This is a genomic window from Mesorhizobium sp. WSM4846, from assembly GCF_055811415.1.
In genome coordinates this window covers 220,822-240,900 of record NZ_JBVVPZ010000002.1, presented here as the reverse complement: position 1 = coordinate 240,900, position 20,079 = coordinate 220,822, and the positions used below count along the sequence as shown (strand labels likewise).

General features: G+C 61.2%; 22 protein-coding genes. 11 read left to right on the top strand and 11 right to left on the bottom strand.

Annotated elements, in window-relative coordinates; genetic code table 11:
* Positions 1–8 precede the first annotated feature (8 nt).
* Together AC0L15_RS03420 and AC0L15_RS03415 are read left to right on the top strand one after the other, a co-directional pair.
* Entirely contained in the window at positions 9–767 is a 759-nt protein-coding gene (locus tag AC0L15_RS03420) for an SDR family NAD(P)-dependent oxidoreductase (RefSeq protein ID WP_287244832.1), read from the top strand.
* A gap of 10 nt (positions 768–777) precedes the next feature.
* A complete protein-coding gene (locus AC0L15_RS03415) occupies positions 778–1,632 on the top strand; it encodes a PCC domain-containing protein (protein WP_473495897.1) in 855 nt (284 codons plus the stop codon).
* 95 nt (positions 1,633–1,727) lie between these two features.
* On the opposite strand, the gene AC0L15_RS03410 is transcribed toward AC0L15_RS03415, so the two are convergent.
* The 7 genes from AC0L15_RS03410 to AC0L15_RS03380 form a co-directional block, all read right to left on the bottom strand.
* On the bottom strand, positions 1,728–2,711 hold the full coding sequence (locus AC0L15_RS03410; RefSeq protein ID WP_473495896.1) for a branched-chain amino acid ABC transporter permease: 984 nt from the start codon (positions 2,709–2,711) through the stop codon (positions 1,728–1,730).
* Positions 2,711–3,598, bottom strand: a complete 888-nt coding sequence (locus tag AC0L15_RS03405) for a branched-chain amino acid ABC transporter permease (protein ID WP_473495895.1) — start codon at positions 3,596–3,598, stop codon at positions 2,711–2,713. Before AC0L15_RS03405 ends, AC0L15_RS03410 begins: the two co-directional genes overlap by 1 nt.
* 69 nt (positions 3,599–3,667) lie before the next feature.
* A complete protein-coding gene (locus AC0L15_RS03400; protein WP_413468402.1) occupies positions 3,668–4,855 on the bottom strand; it encodes an ABC transporter substrate-binding protein in 1,188 nt (395 codons plus the stop codon).
* Between the two features lie 54 nt (positions 4,856–4,909).
* The gene (locus AC0L15_RS03395) at positions 4,910–5,656 is read right to left on the bottom strand and encodes an ABC transporter ATP-binding protein (RefSeq protein ID WP_287244826.1); all 747 of its coding nucleotides are present in this window, start codon (positions 5,654–5,656) and stop codon (positions 4,910–4,912) included.
* On the bottom strand, positions 5,649–6,404 hold the full coding sequence (locus tag AC0L15_RS03390) for an ABC transporter ATP-binding protein (protein WP_287061335.1): 756 nt from the start codon (positions 6,402–6,404) through the stop codon (positions 5,649–5,651). Before AC0L15_RS03390 ends, AC0L15_RS03395 begins: the two co-directional genes overlap by 8 nt.
* A gap of 322 nt (positions 6,405–6,726) precedes the next feature.
* Positions 6,727–6,927: a hypothetical protein gene (locus tag AC0L15_RS03385; RefSeq protein WP_287244823.1), complete on the bottom strand. Its 201-nt coding sequence runs from the start codon at positions 6,925–6,927 to the stop codon at positions 6,727–6,729.
* 58 nt (positions 6,928–6,985) lie between these two features.
* Positions 6,986–7,132: a hypothetical protein gene (locus AC0L15_RS03380; RefSeq protein WP_023799660.1), complete on the bottom strand. Its 147-nt coding sequence runs from the start codon at positions 7,130–7,132 to the stop codon at positions 6,986–6,988.
* Positions 7,133–7,307: 175 nt separating this feature from the next.
* On the opposite strand from AC0L15_RS03380, the gene AC0L15_RS03375 reads away from it, so the two are divergent.
* The 3 genes from AC0L15_RS03375 (at position 7,308) to AC0L15_RS03365 (ending at position 10,997) form a co-directional block, all read left to right on the top strand.
* Complete coding sequence (locus AC0L15_RS03375; RefSeq protein WP_287245631.1) at positions 7,308–8,402, top strand: glycosyltransferase family 4 protein; 1,095 nt, start codon at positions 7,308–7,310, stop codon at positions 8,400–8,402.
* Positions 8,403–8,478: 76 nt separating this feature from the next.
* Positions 8,479–10,647 (top strand): amylo-alpha-1,6-glucosidase, encoded by a 2,169-nt coding sequence (locus tag AC0L15_RS03370; protein ID WP_287244820.1) that lies wholly within the window; start codon positions 8,479–8,481, stop codon positions 10,645–10,647.
* Between the two features lie 140 nt (positions 10,648–10,787).
* Positions 10,788–10,997 (top strand): hypothetical protein, encoded by a 210-nt coding sequence (locus AC0L15_RS03365; RefSeq protein WP_287244817.1) that lies wholly within the window; start codon positions 10,788–10,790, stop codon positions 10,995–10,997.
* A 127-nt stretch (positions 10,998–11,124) separates the two neighbouring features.
* On the opposite strand, the gene AC0L15_RS03360 is transcribed toward AC0L15_RS03365, so the two are convergent.
* The 4 genes from AC0L15_RS03360 to AC0L15_RS03345 are packed head-to-tail and all read right to left on the bottom strand — an operon-like array spanning position 11,125 to position 13,262.
* A complete protein-coding gene (locus tag AC0L15_RS03360) occupies positions 11,125–11,298 on the bottom strand; it encodes a hypothetical protein (RefSeq protein ID WP_287244816.1) in 174 nt (57 codons plus the stop codon).
* 1 nt (position 11,299) lies between these two features.
* Positions 11,300–12,457, bottom strand: a complete 1,158-nt coding sequence (locus AC0L15_RS03355) for a WD40 repeat domain-containing protein (protein ID WP_287244814.1) — start codon at positions 12,455–12,457, stop codon at positions 11,300–11,302.
* A gap of 14 nt (positions 12,458–12,471) precedes the next feature.
* A complete protein-coding gene (locus AC0L15_RS03350; RefSeq protein ID WP_287244811.1) occupies positions 12,472–12,792 on the bottom strand; it encodes a hypothetical protein in 321 nt (106 codons plus the stop codon).
* Positions 12,789–13,262 (bottom strand): hypothetical protein, encoded by a 474-nt coding sequence (locus AC0L15_RS03345; RefSeq protein WP_287244810.1) that lies wholly within the window; start codon positions 13,260–13,262, stop codon positions 12,789–12,791. The genes AC0L15_RS03350 and AC0L15_RS03345 overlap by 4 nt, the downstream gene beginning before the upstream one ends.
* Positions 13,263–13,821: 559 nt before the next feature.
* On the opposite strand from AC0L15_RS03345, the gene AC0L15_RS03340 reads away from it, so the two are divergent.
* From AC0L15_RS03340 to AC0L15_RS03315, 6 genes are all read left to right on the top strand, one after another.
* Positions 13,822–15,495 carry an aromatic/alkene/methane monooxygenase hydroxylase/oxygenase subunit alpha gene (locus AC0L15_RS03340; protein WP_006206784.1) on the top strand — a complete coding sequence of 558 codons (1,674 nt, stop codon included), beginning with the start codon at positions 13,822–13,824 and terminating at the stop codon, positions 15,493–15,495.
* A 53-nt stretch (positions 15,496–15,548) separates the two neighbouring features.
* Positions 15,549–16,610 (top strand): 2Fe-2S iron-sulfur cluster-binding protein, encoded by a 1,062-nt coding sequence (locus tag AC0L15_RS03335; protein WP_473495894.1) that lies wholly within the window; start codon positions 15,549–15,551, stop codon positions 16,608–16,610.
* Positions 16,611–16,660: 50 nt separating this feature from the next.
* Entirely contained in the window at positions 16,661–17,719 is a 1,059-nt protein-coding gene (locus AC0L15_RS03330) for an aromatic/alkene monooxygenase hydroxylase subunit beta (RefSeq protein ID WP_128172142.1), read from the top strand.
* A 17-nt stretch (positions 17,720–17,736) separates the two neighbouring features.
* Positions 17,737–18,108 (top strand): MmoB/DmpM family protein, encoded by a 372-nt coding sequence (locus AC0L15_RS03325; protein ID WP_287244804.1) that lies wholly within the window; start codon positions 17,737–17,739, stop codon positions 18,106–18,108.
* 73 nt (positions 18,109–18,181) lie between these two features.
* Positions 18,182–19,204, top strand: a complete 1,023-nt coding sequence (locus AC0L15_RS03320) for an amidohydrolase family protein (protein ID WP_287244801.1) — start codon at positions 18,182–18,184, stop codon at positions 19,202–19,204.
* A 5-nt stretch (positions 19,205–19,209) separates the two neighbouring features.
* Complete coding sequence (locus tag AC0L15_RS03315) at positions 19,210–20,004, top strand: iron-sulfur cluster assembly protein (RefSeq protein ID WP_287244798.1); 795 nt, start codon at positions 19,210–19,212, stop codon at positions 20,002–20,004.
* Positions 20,005–20,079: the final 75 nt, after the last annotated feature.

The window sequence follows — 20,079 nt, the reverse complement described above, 5'->3', positions numbered from 1 at the left end:
AGCAGGCGATGAACAGCAGCCACCAAAGCCGCGCCGTGGCGATCACCGGCGGCGCATCGGGCATCGGCCTTGAGACGGCGCGCCTGCTGACCGAGCGCGGCTTCGAGGTCTTCCTCCTCGACCTCGCCGCGCCAGCGCTGGGTTCGGCCTGCACGGATCTCGGCCTCAGCGAGCAACGCGGCATCGTCTGCAACGTCGTCGACGAAGCGGCTGTCGACGAGGCCATCGGCCGGATCACCGCCGCGCACAGCATCGCCGCGGTCGTGAACTGCGCCGGCATAGCGATGGACCGGCCGTCGGTCGAGACCAGCGTCGAGGATTTCCGCCGGATTGTCGACGTGAACCTCACCGGAACGTTCATTGTCTCGCGGGCTGCGGCGCGCTACTGGCTTGAACGGGAGCTGCCGGGGGCGATTGTCAATATCACCTCTGTTTCTGGTCTTTGCGGCAACAAGGGCCGCAGCGCCTACGGCGCATCGAAGGGCGGTCAGAATCTGCTCACGCTCGTCATGGCCAATGAGCTCGGCGTCGATGGCATCCGCGTCAACGCCGTCGCACCCGGGCCGATCCAAACGCCGTTGACGCAGGCTGTCCACACCGAGGATGTTCGTCGGCAGTGGTTGGAGCGCGTGCCGCAGCGCCGCTACGGCACGCCGCGCGAGATCGCGGGAGCGGTGGCTTTCCTGATTTCAGACGAGGCCAGCTACATCAACGGCCAGATTCTCGCCGTCGATGGCGGCTTCATCCATGCCGGCCTTGTCGCTTGAGATGGCTCCGATGCGCAGCATCCGCCATCCCGGTCCGATCGCATCGGAACGTTTCGCAGCGATGCCCTGCGCCGCAGAGCCGCTGACGCTGCGGCTTGAAGCCGGCAGCTCGATCAATGACGCCGTGGCGCAGGCCCTCGCGGTCGCCGGATTCAGCAGCGGATATATCCGCCTGCGCAACGCGCGGGTTGACCCAATGCGCTACGTCGTCCCCGCCGCCTCTCCAGATGGCACGCACGCCGCGTGGTACAGCGATATATCAGCACCGGAAGGCATAACGGTCATCGAGGATGCGGGCCTCGTCGCCGGCCGGCGCGACGAGCGGGCATTTTTTCATTGCCATGGCATCTGGCGCACCCCCGACGGCGTGCGCCGCATGGGCCATCTCCTGCCGCTCGACTCGCGCTTGGCGGAGCCGGTTGAGGTCACCGCCTGGGGTATCGAGGGCGCGCTGTTCGACGTGCGCGACGACGCCGAGACGAATTTTCGCCTTTTCGCGCCGATCAGGGCTCCGCTCCTGGGTGAGCGCCGCGGCCGCCGCGCCGCCATCTGCACGGTAAGGCCCAACGAGGATATCGGCCAGGCGATCGAAGCCCTTTGCCGACGGCACGGCTTTGACCACGCCTGGATCCAGGGCATCGGCAGCCTGGTCGGCGCGGATTTCGACGACGGCTCGGCGGTCTCCTCCTATGCGACGGAAGTTCTTGTCACGGACGGCGCCGTGCGCTCCGGTCGTTGCACGCTCGACATCGCGCTGGTCGGCATGGACGGTGTGATATCAGCAGGTCGCCTTCGCCGCGACGCTAACCCCGTCTGCGTGACGTTCGAACTGCTGGTTGTCGCATCCGATGAGAAATCTGCCTAGTTGAGGATGCTGACCACGCTGTGTGCCGTGTCGCTGCGGCCCCACTTGGTCGACCGTGGATCAGGATCATCCGAAATTTAGGTTTCACGACCCGGTCAGAGCGGTTTTCGCATCCATTTTGCCAGGACCCCAACGATGCCTTCCCGGAACGACAGCACCGCGACAACGAAGATGATGCCTTGGCCGATCGTGACCCAGTCGCCGAATGTGGCGAGGTAGTTCTGCATCGTGACGATGACTGCCGCGCCGACGATCGGTCCGAACACCGTGCCCATGCCGCCCAACAGCGTCATCAGCACGACTTCGCCGGACATCGTCCAGTAGACGTCGGTAAGCGACGCCAACTGGAACACGATGGCCTTGGTTGCGCCGGCGACGCCGGCGAGCGTGGCCGACAGCACGAATACGGCGAGCTTGTAGCGGTTGACCCGATAGCCCAGCGAGATCGCGCGCGGCTCGTTCTCGCGGATCGCCTTCAATACCTGGCCAAACGGCGAATGGATGATCCGATAGATCAGCAATATGCCGGCGAAGAAGATGGCGAGCACGAAGAAATAGAGAACTTCGCTCGAACGCAGGTCGATCAGGCCGAACAGATGGCCGCGCGGCACGGCCTGGATGCCGTCCTCGCCGCCGGTAAACGCCGCCTGCAGTGAGAAGAAATAGATCATCTGCGCAAAAGCCAGCGTCACCATGGCGAAATAGATGCCGTGGCGGCGAATGGCGAGGGAGCCGATGGCGAGACCGAGCACGGCTGCCACCAGCGTGCCCGCGATAATGGCAAGTTCAGGCGTCAGGCCCCACACCTTTGCCGCATGGGCCGAGACGTAGCTCGCCATGCCGAAGTAGGCTGCGTGGCCGAAGGACAGGAGACCGCCAAAGCCGAGCAACAGGTTGAAGGCGCAGGCAAACAGCGCGAAGCACAGCACCTTCATGACAAAGATCGGATAGAGCAGAAATGGCGCGGCGATGAGGAAGACGAAGAGCGCGGCGAAGATCGCAAGATGATGACGAGGCATGCCCGCGGCGCCGACGGAGGTTATGGCCGCCATGGCGATCGGGTTGGTGTCGGTTGTCATCACAGACTCCGTCCAAACAGGCCCGCGGGCTTGACCAGCAGCACGAGCGCCATGATGACAAAGATCACCACGGCCGAGCCTTCCGGATAGAACACGCGGGTCAAACCCTCGATCAGCCCAAGCCCGAAGCCGGTGAGGATCGAGCCGAGGATCGAGCCCATGCCGCCGATGACGACGACGGCGAAGACGACAATGATCAGGTCTGCCCCCATGTTCGGGTTGACTGCATATATCGGCGCGGCGAGCACGCCGGCGAAACCCGCGAGCGCGACGCCAAAGCCATAGGTGAGCGTGACCAGCAGCGGCACGTTGATGCCGAACGCGCCGACCATGGTCGGGTTCTCGGTCGCAGCCCTGAGATAGGCGCCAAGCCGGGTCTTTTCGATGATGAACCAGGTCGCGAGGCACACCATGAGGGAAGCCACGATCACCCAGGCGCGCGAATTGGGCAGGTACATGAAGCCGAGATTGTACCCGCCGTTCAGAAGCGGCGGCGGCGGGTACGGCAGGCCGGATACGCCGAAAAACTGGCGGAAGAAGCCGACGATGATCAGCGCCAGGCCGAAAGTGAGAAGCAGCCCGTAGAGATGGTCGAGGTGATAGAGCCGTCGGATCAGGACGCGCTCGAGCACGATGCCAGTGACGCCGACGATCGGCGGAACGATGAACACAGCCCACCAGTAACCGACGCCGAGATAGTTGAGCAGCATCCAGGCGCCGAAGGCGCCCAGCATGTACTGGGCGCCATGCGTGAAATTGATGATGTTCAGGAGACCGAAGATGACCGCCAGCCCGAGGCTCAGAACCGCATAGAAGGAGCCATTGATCAGCCCGAGCAGCAATTGCCCGAACAGGACCTGAGGCGGAATTCCAAGCAGTTCGAACATGGTCGCTCCAGCTGACTTATCGACAAAACAACGCGCCGAGCTGTTCGGCGCATCGTTGGCGAGGCTCGCTTACTTGACGAGCGAACAGCCGCCTTCGGCGAGCGGGCGGAACGCCTTGTCGGCCGGAATGGTGGCCACCGTCTCGAAATAGTCCCATGGAGCCTTCGATTGGTCCGGCTTCTTGACGCGGAACAGATACATGTCGTGCAGCTTGCGCCCGTCGGCGCGGATGGTGCCCTTGCCGAACAGCGGATCCTCGGTCGGCATTTCCTTCATTTTGGCCATCACCTTGGCCGCATCCTTGTCGCCGACGGCCTCGACGGCCTTAAGATAATGCAGGACAGAAGCGTAGACTCCGGCCTCGATCATCGAAGGCTTTTGTCCGGCATTCCGCTCCTGGAAACGGGCAGAGAACTCCCGCGTTTGATCGTTCTTGTCCCAGTAGAACGCGCTGGTGAGCACGAGGCCTTGCGCCACTTCGAGGCCAAGCGCATGCACGTCATTGATGAACATCAGCAGGGCGGCGAGCGCCTGGCCACCCTGGGTGATGCCAAATTCCGACGCCTGCTTGACGGCGTTGATCGTGTCGCCGCCGGCATTGGCGAGGCCGACGACCTTGGCGCCCGACCCTTGCGCCTGCAGCAGGAAGGACGAAAAATCCTGGCCGGGGAAAGGATGACGGACGGCGCCGAGAACCTTGCCGCCCGATGCTTCGACGACCGCCGTCGTATCGCGCTCGAGCGCGTGGCCGAAGGCGTAGTCGGCTGTAACGAAGAACCAGCTGTCGCCGCCCTGTGCGACCATGGCCGAGCCTGTGCCGTTGGCAAGCGCCCAGGTGTCGTAGGTCCAGTGGACGGTGTTGGGCGAACAGGCTTTGCCGGTGAGGTCGGACGAGGCCGGACCCGAGGCGAGGAAGATCTTGTTTTTCTCCTTGGTGATCTCGTTGACGGCGAGCGCCACCGAGGAGGTTGGCACATCGGCGATTACATCGACATTTTCGGTGTCGTACCACTGGCGGGCGATGTTCGAGCCGACGTCCGGCTTGTTCTGGTGGTCGGCGGAGACGATCGACACATTGATGCCCTTGTCCGTCGCCTTGAAGTCTTCGACCGCCATCTGGGCCGCGATGACCGAGCCTTCGCCAGCGATGTCTGCATAGATGCCGGAACGGTCATTCAGAACGCCGATCTTGACATCTGTGGCGTAGGCCGCGCCGGCCATCAGCAGGCTCGCCGTCGAAGCCAGGACAAATCCCATTTTTCTCATCGCTATTTCCCTCCAATTGCGGCGCAACGCGCCGTTGATGATTGTCTAGACACCGAGATAGGCGTGCAGCTTATCGATATTGGCGTCGAGTTCGCGGTTGGGGATGGTGTCGATCACGCGCCCCTGTTCCACCACGTAATGACGGTCCGCGACCAACGCGGCGAAATGAAAATTCTGTTCGACGAGCACGATCGTGAATCCCTCGTCCTTGAGCCGGGCAATGGTGCGGCCGATCTGCTGCACGATGACCGGCGCAAGCCCTTCGGTCGGCTCATCGAGCAGCAAGAGCTTGGCGCCCGTCCGCAGGATTCGGCCGATGGCGAGCATCTGCTGTTCGCCGCCCGATAGTTTTGTGCCCTGGCTCGAAAGCCGTTCCTTCAGGTTCGGGAAGAGCTCGAAAATCTGCTCGACGGTGAGCCCACCAGGGCGCACCTGCGGCGGCAGCATCAAATTCTCCTCGACAGAGAGGCTGGAAAAGATCGCCCGCTCCTCGGGGCAGTAGGCGATGCCCATCTGTGCGATCAACCGCGACGGCAGCTTGATCGTCTCCCGACCCTCGTAGGTGACCGAGCCCGAGCGCCTGGAGAGAATTCCCATGATCGCCTTCAACGTCGTCGTCTTGCCGGCGCCATTGCGGCCGAGCAGCGTCACCACTTCGCCTTCGCCAACCTCGAAACTCACGCCGTGAAGCACATGGCTCTCGCCGTACCAGCCCTGCAGGTTATCGACGCGAAGCAGGGGTCTCGTCGAGGGACCAGCAGCCGGCCTGCTTGCAAGTTCAACTTCAGGCATGTCCGGCCCCGATATAGGCTTCGATGACGCGCGGATCCTTGGAAACCGCAGCATAGTCGCCTTCGGCGAGGACTTTGCCGCGCGCGAGCACGGTGATGCGGTTCGACAGCGAGGCGACGACCGACAGATTGTGCTCAACCATCAAAATGGTGCGGTTCTTGGCGATGCGCCGGATCAGCGCCGAGATGCGCTCGATGTCTTCCTGCGCCATGCCGGCCATGGGCTCATCGAGAAGCAGCATTTCAGGGTTCAGCGCCAGCGTCGTCGCGATTTCAAGCGCGCGCTTGCGGCCGTAGGACAGATCGCTGGCGCGGATGTCTGAAAACGCGGTCAGGCCGACATCGGCGAGAAGCGCCGCACCCTCGCTGTTGAACCTGGAGAGCACTGTTTCGGAGCGCCAGAAATCGAAACTGTCGCCGCGCCGGCGCTGCAGCGCGATGCGGACATTCTCGAGTGCCGTCATGTGCGGAAACACCGCCGATATCTGAAAGGAGCGCACAAGGCCCAGCCGCGCGATGTCGGCCGGCTGCATCCTGGTGATGTCGCGGCCCTGGTAGCGGATCGCGCCGCGCGTCGGCTGGAGGAATTTGGTCAGCAAGTTGAAGAGGGTCGTCTTGCCTGCGCCGTTGGGGCCGATCAGCGCGTGGATCGATCCTCGCTCCACCGTCAGGTCGACATTGTTGACGGCGACAAAGCCCCCAAATTCCTTAGTCAATCCCGCCGCTTCGAGGATCGCCCCGGAATTCATGCGCGGCAGCCCTCGCCGGTCATCGGCGTGAAAACGTGGAACCGCGCTGCGAGGCCATCCGCCCCCAGGGTGACTTCCATAGTTTCCTCCCGTGGCACTTCCGCCCGCAACAAACGACCTAATGCACATCGCGTCAAGGCCGCAATTGCCGGCGCTGTGGCACGCAGCCTTCGATCATTTTCGAATTGCAATGTCGAAGCGGCGCAAACGACAGGCGTGACGTGCCGTAATCCGAACCTATCCCAATCCGAACCCATCCAGCCGAGCCGTTCGAAATTCCGCCCGACTGATTGGGCCGACTGATTGGATGAATGCGAAAAGCTCAGCTGCGCTGGCTCGAGTTGGGGTTTTCCCGGTCTGCCCGGGTGGTCTTGTCTTTCGACGCTTTCGATCCGCCGCCCCATTCCTGGGCGTTCCTGGCCTGCGCCCCGCCCTTGGCCGGTTGCTTGGCCTTGTCGCTGCCGCTTGCCCTCTTTCCCGATACAGGCTGGTTGGTTTTCGCAGACAAGTTGGTCTTTGCCATGTGTCACTCCTCTCGATGGTCGCAGCCATTATTGTCCGCCGCCGGGGCAGGGCGTCGGTTAGTCCTTGCCGCGCCTTGGGTCCTTGCCGGCAGCCTGGCTGCTCTTTTGCGGCTTGTCCTTCTTGTCCTGATTGCCAGCGCGGTTGCCGCCGTGCTCGCTGCTCGATCCCTTGACGGCTTTTGTGTCCTGAAGCTTCGTAGCCATTCTGGTTCTCCTTTGGTCCCTAGTTGAACTCGCCTGACGTGGCGATTGTTCCCGCCGGGAACATATCGACCCTTCGAGAGTTGGCCCGGGAGGACCGCACTGCAATGAACGCGAGGAAGGGGATTGCCGTCGGAGCTTTTTGAAGGATGACCTTCGCTTTCGAGAAGTGCTGCAGATGAAAATTGCCCAGATCGCCCCCCTTACCGAAGCCGTGCCGCCGCGGACCTATGGCGGGACCGAGCGGATAGTTTCATATCTGACTGAGGAGCTTGTTCGACAGGGGCATGACGTGACGTTGTTCGCCAGCGGTGATTCACGCACCTCTGCCGAATTGGTCCCGTGTTGCGATATTGCACTGCGCCTGAATCCCAGGGTCCGGCACGACATTCCCCACCACGTGATGATGCTTGAACAGGTGCGCAGGCGGGCCGATGAATTCGACGTGCTGCATTTTCACATCGATATTTTCCACTTCCCGGTAGTCCGGGACTTTGCCGAGCGAACCGTTACGACGCTCCATGGACGGCTCGACCTCCCCGACCTGGCTCAGCTTTATTCGATGTTTGATGACATTCCGCTGGTTTCGATTTCTTACGATCAACGCTGGCCCATGCCGCCTGTCCGTTGGGCCGGAACGGTGTATCACGGTCTGCCTCGCGATCTTCTGCCGTTTCGCCCGAAAGCCTCCGGCTATCTCGCATTCCTCGGCCGCATCTCTCCGGAAAAGGGGCCGGAAACGGCCATTGAGATCGCTGCGCGTAGCGGAATGCCGCTGAAGATCGCCGCCAAGATCGACAAGGTAGACCAATCCTACTGGAAGGAGACGGTCGAACCCCAGGTGCTTCGAAATTCGAACGTGGAATTCATCGGCGAGATCGACGAACGGCGAAAAGCAGACTTTTTGGGCAATGCGGCAGCGCTTTTGTTCCCCATCGACTGGCCGGAACCCTTCGGACTCGTAACGATCGAGGCGATGGCCTGTGGCACGCCTGTGATAGCGTTCAGGCGCGGTGCCGTTCCGGAGGTCATCGACGATTGTGTTTCCGGGTTGATCGTCGACACGCTGGACGCAGCTGTGGATGCGGTACGGCGGATAAACGGCCTCGATCGTGCAAAGGTGCGACGGACTTTTGAAGAGCGATTCACGGTCGAGCGCATGTGCCGCGACTACGTGGCGATCTATGGCTCGCTCTCGGAGGACATAACGAAAGCACTTGGCTCTCAAAACGAGCGCGCTAAAAATGCCGCAATGATGACTATGTCTACCTGACCGAGCAAGGCGACGGCTCGGCTGTTCGATCAGCGCCTGAGCCGCCTTGGTCGCTTCTGGACGGGAGGGGTTGACCATGACCACTCAACTCGAAGACCGCAAGATTGATCCTGCCGTGGCGCTCCCGGCAATCGACGAAACGGCGCCGCGCGAGCCGCATCGGCAATTTGCGTTAAAACACGAGGATTGCTTCGTCGTCGCAGACAGCTACGGCGACATACGCGGCACCGGCGACGGGCTTTTCCGTGATGACACGCGTGTTTTGTCGCGCTTCCGCCTGTTCATCGGCGGCCGGATGCCGTCGCTGCTCGGCGCCTCGCTTTCACAGGACAACATCCTGTTCACCGCCAATCTCACCAATTTGGCCACTATCGGGCCGAATGGCAGCGAAGCCTTGCCGGGGGTCGTCCACGTCGATCGGACGCGGTTCATCTGGCAGGACCGCATGTTCGAACGCATCAAGTTCACTAACTACTCCGCGCGCGAGGTGGTTCTGCCGGTCCGGCTCGACTTCGACGCCGATTTCCGTGACATGTTCGAGGTGCGCGGCACTACGCGTAGCCGCCGCGGTCGCGCCCATGACGCGCTGGTCGGCGAGGCGAGCGTAACGTTCCGATATGAAGGTCTCGACAATGTGGCGCGTCAATCGGTCATCGCATTCTCGATCAAGCCAGATCAGGTGCACCCCGATCACGCCGATTTCCTCATTGTCGTGGCAAGGCGTGACAGCAGAGCATTGTACCTGGAGGTGGGCCACAGCGAAGAGACCCCCTCCAGCGACCGCTTTCGCGCCGCCGCTGCGCGAGCCCGCTTTGCCATGCGCTCAAAGCGCCGGCAGGGCGCCACCGTGTTCAGCTCCGGCCGCGTGTTCAACGACTGGCTGACACGCACGCGCGCCGACATCGCGCTGCTGACGACCGATCTGGAGACCGGGCCATACCCCTACGCCGGCATCCCCTGGTTTTCGACGGCTTTCGGCCGCGATGGCGTGATTTCCGCCTTGCAGATGCTCTGGCTCAATCCGGACCTTGCTCGTGGGGTGCTGGCCTTCCTGGCCCACTATCAGTCGACCGAGACCTCTGTGTTCGACGATGCCGAACCTGGCAAGATCATGCATGAAACCCGCAAGGGCGAAATGGCGGTGCTGCGCGAGTTGCCGTTCGGCCGCTACTATGGCGGCGTCGACACCACGCCACTCTATGTCTATCTGGCTTCATCCTACGCTGAACGCACCGGGGACGAGGCGTTCGTCGACCGTATGTGGGACTCGCTGGGCGCTGCCACTGCCTGGATGGAAGAAGTCGGAGCCCGCAACGGCGAAGGTTTTGTGACCTACAACAGGGCGGCCGACACGGGTCTGTTCAACCAAGGCTGGAAGGACAGTTCCGATGCCGTATTCCATGCCGACGGCACCATCCCCAGAGGGCCGATCGCATTGGTCGAGGTGCAAGGTTATGCCTTCGCTGCGTATCTAGGGATGGCGGCGCTGGCCGCCAGGCGCGGCGACGACGCCAAGGCGGCGCACTGGAGCGTCCTGGCAGAGAGGATCCGTAAGGCGGTCGAGACGCATTTCTGGATGCCGGATCGCGATTTCTATGCTTTGGCGATCGACGGAGAAGGCAAGCAATGCGCGGTCCGCACGTCCAACGCCGGTCACCTGCTTTATGTCGGGCTGCCGTCGGCGGAACGGGCGCAGGCACTTGCCAGCCAGTTGCTCTCTGCTCATCTTCATAGTGGCTGGGGCGTTCGCACACTGGCCGACGACGAGATCCCATTCAACCCGATGTCATATCATAATGGCTCGATCTGGCCACACGACACCGCGCTCTGCGCCTCCGGGCTCGCCCGCTATCACGAACGAGACAGCGTCGTGAAGCTGATGAGCGGTATGTTTGAGGCGGCGGTCCGTTTCAACATGCGGCTGCCGGAGCTGTTCTGCGGCTTTACACGTGCGGCCAGCGATTCACCGGTGGCCTACCCGGTCGCCTGCCTGCCGCAAGCCTGGTCGGCTGGCTCCGCTTTCATGATGCTGCAGGCTTGCCTGGGCATTCGGGTTGACGGCTGGAAACGCGAGATCACTGTGGAACGCCCGCGGCTGCCTATCGGCATCGACAATATTGTTATCCGCCACCTGGCCATTGGCGAGGCGAAAGTCGATCTCATCTTCGAACGCATTGGCGACCGTGTTGTGTGTTATCTCGACCACCGCCATGAGGGTCTTGTGCCTCTGGTGGTGCGCTCATAACTAAGGCCGGCAAGCGGCCACTGGCGTCAGCTGCAGAGGGCCAGCAAGCGCACGCCGCCCAGGCTCGTCTTGAACCACCTCCCGGAACGCAATGTCGCGGCAAACGTTGCAAAGACAATCGATCGTCTTTGAGGGATGCCATGGCGATCCGTCGAAAAGCTGAGGAAGCTGGCATTTTCGATCCGTCCGAGTTGGCTCTGCTGGCTCGAGCGTTCGAACAGCTCAAGGTTGAAGGTCAATCGACTGGTCAGCGCGAGGCGCTCGCGTCTCGGATTATTGCCAATTACATGGCCGGCGTGACCGACGAGACAGAACTGATTTCCCTATCAAGGCAGCCGTTGGGCCGATAGCGCCGCCCGCCCTGCTGCGGCGCCGGAATGGGCATGCACAGCCAGCTCTGCGCAAACCTGTACGGCGAATCCGCCTGAAAGCTCCTTCCGAGCTATGGCTTTCGAGCGCAATTGATTGGTCGTGAGTTTAGTTGGTCTTCAACTGGCCGACGCGATTTTCGGCAATCCAGCGGGCGGCAAGCACCAATGCGCCCATACTGAAATCCTTGCCGTGCTTGGCCACCATTTCTTCCGACAGGTTGGCAAGCCGTTCGAAGAATTCGTCCTTGCTCTCGTCCTCGGGGGTGAGTTCAGTTTGCATTTTATGCTCCTTTTGCATGCGGCCTGCCTTTGAGTTTGAACATCTGTGCGGGAAAGGTGACGATCGCGGCGGTGCCGTCGACGGCGCCCACTGCCAGGTGGCGTCCGTCGCCGGACCAGGCAAGCGCGGTAACCGCGCTGCCCAGCGGCCTGACGAGGAGTTCGTCTCGCGCGCCGATCTGGGCGATGGTGATCCGGCCATCGGCATAGCCGGCCGCAATCAGTTTTTTCTCCGGGTGCGCAGCCACTGTCTCGACCGGAACCAGCCCGGCTCGGCCAGTCTCCAGCGCGCCCGAGGTGTCGCCGTCAAGTGGCGGAGCGGTCATCGACCAGCCGGCGATCCGGAAGGCGCCCGACGCAAACAGCGCATGCTCCGGCCGGCTCCAGCACAGTGTCCTGACCGGCGATGGAAAACCCGCGACGATGCCGTAGCGATCATCGGTCATGCTGACCAGGGCAAAGCCGCCTGTTTCGAGCCCACAGGCCAGCCATGTGCCGTCGCCACTCCAGCGGATCGACACCGGGCGCGCCGAAAAAGAAACGTCGCGTATCGGGGTAGCGTCGCCGTCGACCGCCCAGATCGATAGTCCATCATCCCGGCCGCAGGCTAGGCGCCTTCCGCCTGGCGAAAAGGCAAGCGCACCCGTGGACGGTGTCGCATCGTGCCGCAGTCGTACTGCATCGCCTTGGCCGCGTGCCAGGAAGACATCCTGGCCGTTGCTGACGGCTGTGATGGTCGTCCGGGGGTTGTGGTCGAGGGCGACGACTGGCCCGTCGATCTTGACCAGCGTCTCCATCACATTGCCGTCCGCGGCCAGATGCACCGCTTCGCCAGCCGCCGTTCCAACGAGGAAGCCGGACTGATGGTAGCTTGCGAGTGGGACGTCGCCCTCTCCCAAAACAGCGGTGGCGATCAGTGGCGCCGGTAATTTTTCTCTGGGCCGGATCGTCGTCTGGCCGAGATCGCCGCTCACCCTAATCCGCGATTCCGGCGGCTCCTGGTCCGCGACCGCGGCAATTGCGACTGTTCCATCCACACACGTGAAGGCGACGGTCGAGCCATCGGCGCTGAAGCGCAGATCGGCGACCGCCGACGGACGACGCCAGCTTCGCGCCAGCAGGTCGAACAAGGTCAGGTTCTGTATCGCGTGCTGGTTCATGACCATCCCCTTCGTCAGTTTCCATCCGTCGCCGCAAGGCTGCGATCGACGTCGTCGACCTCACCCTCCGCGGCGGCGATGCGTTGCTCGCACCTCGCGCCTTCCTGCATGACCGCCGCGGCTCTCTCCTGCGCCTCAAGCAAATCCTGCACCAGTTGCGCGCTGCCGCGGCTCCTGCCGATTTCGAGTTCCAGGCGCAGCACATCCATCTCGATACCGGCGCGTTTCTGACCGAGCCGCAGCGCCTCGGCAGTCAGCGCGGAGACGTTGGCGACAAGATCGAGCCGGCGGGCGAGCAACATGTCACGCTTGGCAGTATCGGACCCTCCTGTCATTTTTCGCTCCCCCAAGATCCGGGCGGTTTTTCGAAAGCCGACAGCAATTTTGGCAACGTGCCGGCCTGCGACTGGAACTGTTTTTCGGCTGTTTCGATGTGGCTCTTGAGCTGATCCCAGATGTCGACGCGGATCATCGATGTCGTATCGCCGGTAAGGCGCTCGATCTCCTCGACGCGGAACTGCCGCGACAGCGAAACGCCGGAAAACACGAAGTCGCGCAACAGGATCGCATGGTTCTCGATGAACAGATGGATCATCGGATGCGTTTCCGTGGTGACGCCGCCGGCGGCAAGCTCGGCCCGGATGAAGTCCTGGAAGTGGCTCTGGAGGCGATGTTGGCTCTCGCCCATGAAGCGCATGACAAAGACCAGATCGCGGGGCATCAGCCTGACAAGATCGCCGGTGACGCCATCAGCCTGGCTGGACATTGGCTCGGGCTGCCTCCGGCTGTCTTTGTCGTTCGCCACGGTTTTTCTCCAGTGCGAGGCCCGTCCGTGAGCCATTGCCCTCAAATAGTAGAGAAAGGGGAAGAATAAAATAGATGATGCGTGTTTTTCAAATTTGCTGCGAATGCTAACTGGATATATCGCAATTGCGAATAGATATTAAATATTACATGCGTACGTTACAACTGTAAAAGAACGTTACAGTTGCCGTCCTCCTGATGTGCCGAAAGCGCGGCGATTTGTTTTTAGCGTCAGGCTCGGGCGCCACTTTCAAATTGGCACGGCGCTTGCTTTATACATTTCCACAAGAAGCCCATCGCGCTTTTGACGCGGTGCCAAAAGAACGAAGGAACGGAGGAAGCAGGTCACGTCCGCTTCGATACGCCCATCGCATGTGCGATTGGCGCCGCGGCCCTGTCAGACTCTAACACCTTTGCCGCGATCCACTTGAATGGCCGGACCATGAGTCGCGCCTGAACGCGCAACCCTTTGTCGTGCCGTTCGCACTCTCACTAGCGGTGCTGTGCGCCGCTCCATGCCGGGGGTCAAGGGACCTGCGGCTCAAACCTGGTGGAGGCTTATGACCATGACGTCTCTGACGCTCAACAAGATTACCTCGCAACGCGGAATCTCCGTCGGCGAGGCAACCAAGAAGATTGCCGATCTCGGCTGGAATCCTTCCTACGTCCAGGAAGCGATGACGTTTCCGACGGACTACAAGATCAACAAGACGCCGCGCGACCCGATGAAGCAGGTTTTGCGGTCGTACTTTCCGATGCAGGAAGAGAAGGACAACCGGGTCTACGGCGCGCTGGATGCGGCGCTGCGCGGCGACATGTTCCGCAATGTGGAACCGCGCTGGGTCGAGTGGATGAAACTCTTTCTGGCGATCATTCCCTTCCCGGAAATTTCGGCTGCCCGCTCGATGGCGATGGTCGCCCGTATCGCTCCTGGCGAGGAACTCAGGACCGGCTTCACGATGCAGATGATCGACGAGTTCCGGCACTCGACGATCCAGATGAACCTGAAGAAATGGTACATGGAGAACTACATCGATCCGGCTGGCTTCGACATCACCGAGGAAGCCTTCGGAAAATGCTACGCCACGACCATCGGCCGGCAGTTCGCTGAAGGCTTCATCACCGGCGACACCATGACTGCCGCCTGCATGTACCTGACCGTGGTGGCCGAAACCGCCTTTACCAACACGCTCTTTGTCGCCATGCCTTCGGAAGCCGCCCGCAACGGCGACTATGCGCTGCCGACCGTCTTCCTGTCGGTGCAGTCCGACGAGAGCCGGCATATCGGTAATGGCCACTCACTGCTGATGGCGGCGCTCAAGGAGCCGGAAAATCATCTGCTGCTCGAGCGCGACCTGCGCTATGCCTTCTGGCAGAACCACGCGATCGTCGATGCGGCCATCGGCACCTTCATCGAATACGGCACCACCAACCGCGACAAGAACAAGGAGTCTTACGCGGAAATGTGGCACCGCTGGATCTATGAAGACTACTACCGCACCTACATGCTGCCGCTCGAGAAATACGGCATCAAGGTCCATCACGACGACGTCCAGGCGGCCTGGGAACGCATCACCAAGAAGAATTACGTCCACAAAGTCGGGCAGTTCTTCGCGGTCGGCTGGCCGGTCAATTTCTGGCGCATCGAAGCTCAGACCGACAAGGACTTCGAGTGGTTCGAGCACAAATATCCAGGCTGGTACGCCGAATTCGGCGACTTCTGGAAATGGTACGCTAAGCTCAGCCACAAGGGCGAGAAGGTGCTGCTGTTCAACAGCGATGTTGGCTACGTCTATCCGCATCGCTGTTGGTCCTGCCTTGTTCCCTGCCTGATCCGCGAGGACATGGTGGTCGGCGAGATCGACGGCCAGTTGCACACCTTCGCCCACGAACTCGACAAGTGGACTGCCACCGTGGCCTTCGCCGACGAGTATCAGGGCCGTCCGACCCCCGCCATGGGCCGCTTCAGCGGCAAGCGCGAGTGGGAGACGCTCTATGATGGCTGGGATCTGGCCGACGCCATCAAGGACCTCAACTTCGTCCGCTCCGATGGCAAGACACTCGTCCCGCAGCCGCATATGCGCTTTGACGACAAGGAGATGTGGACGCTGGACGACGTGCGCGGCAACACGCTCGGATCGCCGCTCAACGCGCTGCGTGCCATGTCGCCTGCGGACCGTGAGAAGCACCTGGCGGAATACCGGGCCGGCTTCACGATCAATCCCTGCAACTGATCAGGCCAAAAGGGGGCGGGTCGTCCCGCCCCTTCCTTTCATTGGAGGTCCGTATGTCGGAAACCCACACGGTCAGGCTCAGCCCAGTCGGCGTCGAATTCGACGTCGAGCATGGCGAAACGGTACTCAACGCCGCTTTCCGCCAGGGCATCGCACTACCGCACGGCTGCAAGGAAGGGCAATGCTCGGCCTGCAAGAGCGTGTTGCTCGATGGCGAAGTCGACATGCTCAAATACTCGACTTTCGCGCTGAACGACATGGAGAAGGAGAGCGGCCACGTCCTTTTGTGCCGCTGCATCGCCTACTCCGATCTGGAAGTCGAGCTTCTCAATTATGACGAGGAGATCTTGGCGAAAGCGATCGCCGTGAAGACGTTCAAGGGCCGGATTGCTCTGATCGAGCACCTGACCCATGACATTCGCCGCATCGAGATCGAACTCGGCTCGCCGATAAAGTTCTGGGCGGGGCAATATGTCGACATCACGGTTACCACGGAAAAAGGGGAGACGATTACGCGCTCGTTCTCCATGGCAAATACGCCGGACCAAACCCAAAAACTCTCCTTCATCATCAAAAAATACCCTGAGGGAAAGTTCTCCGGAGAACTCGATTCCGGAGGCATCAAAGCCGGAGCCGAAGTCATCGTCGTCGGACCCTACGGAACCTGTTTCCGACGCGACGAACGGCAAGGACCCCTGATCCTGGTCGGCGCCGGATCGGGCATGTCACCGATTTGGTCGATCCTTAACGACCATCTGAAGAGCGGTGAGAAACGTCCGGTCTATTTCTTCTACGGTGCCAGAACGCGCAACGACCTGTTCTATCTCGACAGGATCGCCGAGCTGATCGGCCAGCATTCGGATGTCACTTTCATTCCCGTGCTGTCGCACGCGACGGATGACGCCGAATGGGAAGGCGAACGCGGTTTCGTACACCAGAGTGTCGACGCCAAGCTCAAGCGACTGGCGGTCGATGGGCAGGGCGATGTTCATGCCTGCGGCCCGCCACCGATGATCGATGCGCTTCAGCCGGTTCTGTTCATGAACGGGTTTGAGACGGAGCGGATCTTCTTCGACAAGTTCACCACATCGGCAGGTGTTACGCCGGCCCACTGAGGGGGCGGCCACGCAACTGCAACCACAACTGCAGCAAGGGAGTGAAGACTATGCCAGCTATCTCGAGTTCAGTCGGATCCGGAGCCGCCGGCGCGGCGATCTTTGCCGATTCCGACAGCCGGAAATACCGATATTTCGACCCGAAGGGCCAGCGCGCCACACACTATGAGGACATGACAGTCGACGTGCAGCCTGACCCAGAGCGTTACCTGATCCAGGACTGGATCATCTCATTCGCCGACGGCAAGGGCGCCTATGTCAAGCAGAACACCGCCGCGCAGAGCTCCAACTGGCATGCCTTCCGCGCGCCCGACCAGGAATGGGAGCGCACGCACTACCAGCGCCAGTCGAAGATCGAGACGATGGTGCAGAGCGTCATCAACAATGCCCGCAAGTCGGGGGCGCCCAAGACCTTTGACATGGCCTGGGTCAAGATCCTGCAGACGCAGCTCGGCGCCTGGAAACATGCCGAATTCGGGCTCGGCACCTCGCTGATGCAGGCGCAGCGTTACGGTTACACCCAGATGATCAACAACGCGACGCTGACCAACTCGTCCTACAAGCTGCGGCTTGCGCAGGACATCACGCTCTACCTTGCCGAGATCGGCATGGACCTTCCCGGCTGGGACGACGAACTCGGCAAGAAGGCCTGGCTCGAGGATAACAACTGGCAAGGCACCCGCGAAGCGATCGAGACCATCATGGGCGCGGCCGACTATCTCGAGCAGTATTTCGCCATCAACATCGTCTTCGAACCGCTGGTTGGGGAAGCATTCCGCTCAGGCTTCCTGATGCAGATCGCCGCCGCCAACCATGATTTCATCACGCCTGCGGTGATTTCGGCAGCCGAGGCCGACTACGAGCGCAATCTCGCCAACACGATCGACCTCATGCACATGCTCGCCAACGACGAGAAGCATGGCGCGGCGAACAAGAAGCTCTTCCAGGGCTGGGTCAAGAAGCACGGCGCGCTCGCCGACAAGGCAGCCACCGGCCTGCAGCCGATCTGGTCGATGCCGCATTCAAAGCCGGTCGCGTTCGCCGATGTCCGTGCCAAATCCGAGGAACGGATTGGCCAGATACTCGGCGAACTTGGCCTCAAGCGCTGACACAGGGAGAAACTGTCATGTCAACAGCAGCACGCGACGCATCGCAATCCAACATCTTCAGGGCGATGAAGGACATCACCTTCGAACAGACGATTTCGCATCAGTGCGGCGTCACCATGAACGACTCGGTGGAAGCCAGGGCGATCGCCGAATTCATGGGCCTGAAGCCGAACGTGATCGTAACCTACCAACCGGCGATGATCCGCATCGATGGCACCGGCCAGCTGATCTTCAAGATGGACGAGATCAGCGAATATCTCGGCCGCGAGATGACGGCGGAAACCTTCGAGGTCAACAGCTCCACCCACTACGGGCGGATGGTGCGCATCGACGACAACACCGTGATCCTGTTCGGCAACATGGACGAGATGTTCGAATACATCGAATAGGCGACCAAGAAAATCAGGCGCGCCGCCTGGCTACGGCGCGCCGAACGATCAACGCCATTTTGTGGAGGTAGGAATGTTTAGGACACCGGAAGGCAAGGAGATTTTCGTGGTCGATGGCCACACCCATTTCTGGGACGGCAGCCCGGAAAACCAGAAGAATATTCACGGCAAGCAGTTCATCGACTGCTTCTACGCCTATCATACCGGGCTCAGCCCCAAGGAACAGCTGTGGGAGAAGAGCAAGTTTGAGAAGTACTCGGCCGAGAATCTCTACAACGACCTGTTCATCGACGGGCCGGATGACATCGCGATTTTCCAGACCACGTCACTAAGCGATTTCTACAAGACCGGCTTCGGCTGCATCAAGCGCACCTCGGAGATCGCCAAGAGGTATCCCGGCCGTTTCATTGTGAATGGGGCGTTTGACCCGCGCGATGGCGAAAAAGCGCTCGAATACATCCATTTCATGAAAGAGACTTACGACATTAAAGGCGTGAAGATGTACACCGCCGAGTGGAACGGCGCGTCGAAAGGCTGGCGGCTGAACGACTCCGAGGCCTACAAATGCTTCGAGCTCTGCGACAAGCTCGGCATCAGGAACATCCACGTCCACAAGGGTCCGACGATAATCCCGCTCAGCAAGGATGCGTTTGACGTACACGACGTGGATCATGCTGCTACGGATTTCCAGGGCCTCAACTGGATCGTGGAGCATTGCGGCTTACCGCGCCTCGATGATTTCTGCTGGATCGCGACCCAGGAGACCAATGTCTACGCCGGGCTCGCGGTGGCACTGCCCTTTATTCATTCGCGTCCGCGCTATTTCGGCGAGGTGATCGCCGAGCTGCTGTTCTGGATCGGCCCGGAGAAGATCCTGTTCGGTTCCGACTACGCGATCTGGACGCCGCGTTGGCTGGTCGAAAAGCTCTGGGCCTATCAGATTCCAGAGGACATCGCCGCCGAGCGCGGCGTGCAGTTGACCGACGAGATCAAGGAAAAGATCCTCGGCCTCAACGCTGCCCGCCTCTACGACATCGACATCGAAGCCCGGAAGGCGGAATTCGCCAACTCGCCTTTTAGCATCGCCGCGGAGTAGGAACGATGGCAACCGCCTTTTCCGGTAGCCGCGAGAATGAGCTCTGGCGACGCCTTGGTGAGGTCAACGATCCGGAGCTCGACGAATCGATCACCGAGATGGGCTTCGTCGAGCTCGCCGCAGTCGCCGACGACGGCGGCGTGCAGGTCGAGTTTCGCCTGCCGACCTACTGGTGCTCGCCCAACTTCGCTTTCCTTATGCTGGACGGCGTCTGCAAAGCGCTCGACCAGCTTTCGTGGTCGCCTGCCTATCGGGTGAAGTTGCACGACCATATGTTCGCGGAGGAGGTAAATCGCGGCATAGAGGCTGGCAAGGCATTCGGCGAGATCTTTGGCGAACTTGCTGGCGACCTCGATCTCGCAGGTCTGCGGGAAACGTTTGCGATGAAGGCGTTCAAGCGACGCCAGGAGGCAGTCTTGCGCGGCCTCCGGCAGCACGGTCTGACAGATCGGGAAATCCTCGGCATGGACCTGCCGGCGTACGACGTCGCGCGGTTCGAACCCGGCGAAGCGGCCAAACAGAAGCCGAGGTATAGGTCGGCTCTGCTTGAACGCTTTCCCGACCGCCGGGCGGATGAGCCTGTCTTCGTGACATGGGAAGGGCAACCGATACCGGCCCATGCACTCAGTGCGCATCTCGCCGAGCTGCGCAGTGTGCGTATCAACATGGAGTTCAACGGCGCGCTTTGCCGTGGGCTCAAGCAGACCAGATACAAGGAACTGGATGTGACCGACGGCGAACCGACACTGGTCGATTTCATCATGGATCGCGTGCCGGCACGAGCCGCGCCGACCGCCTGAAGTAGAGCCGAAAACAACGGCCTCCCTCGCACGAGGCCCCTAACCAACAACCCGCCCGTAAGGCGGAAGGAGGAA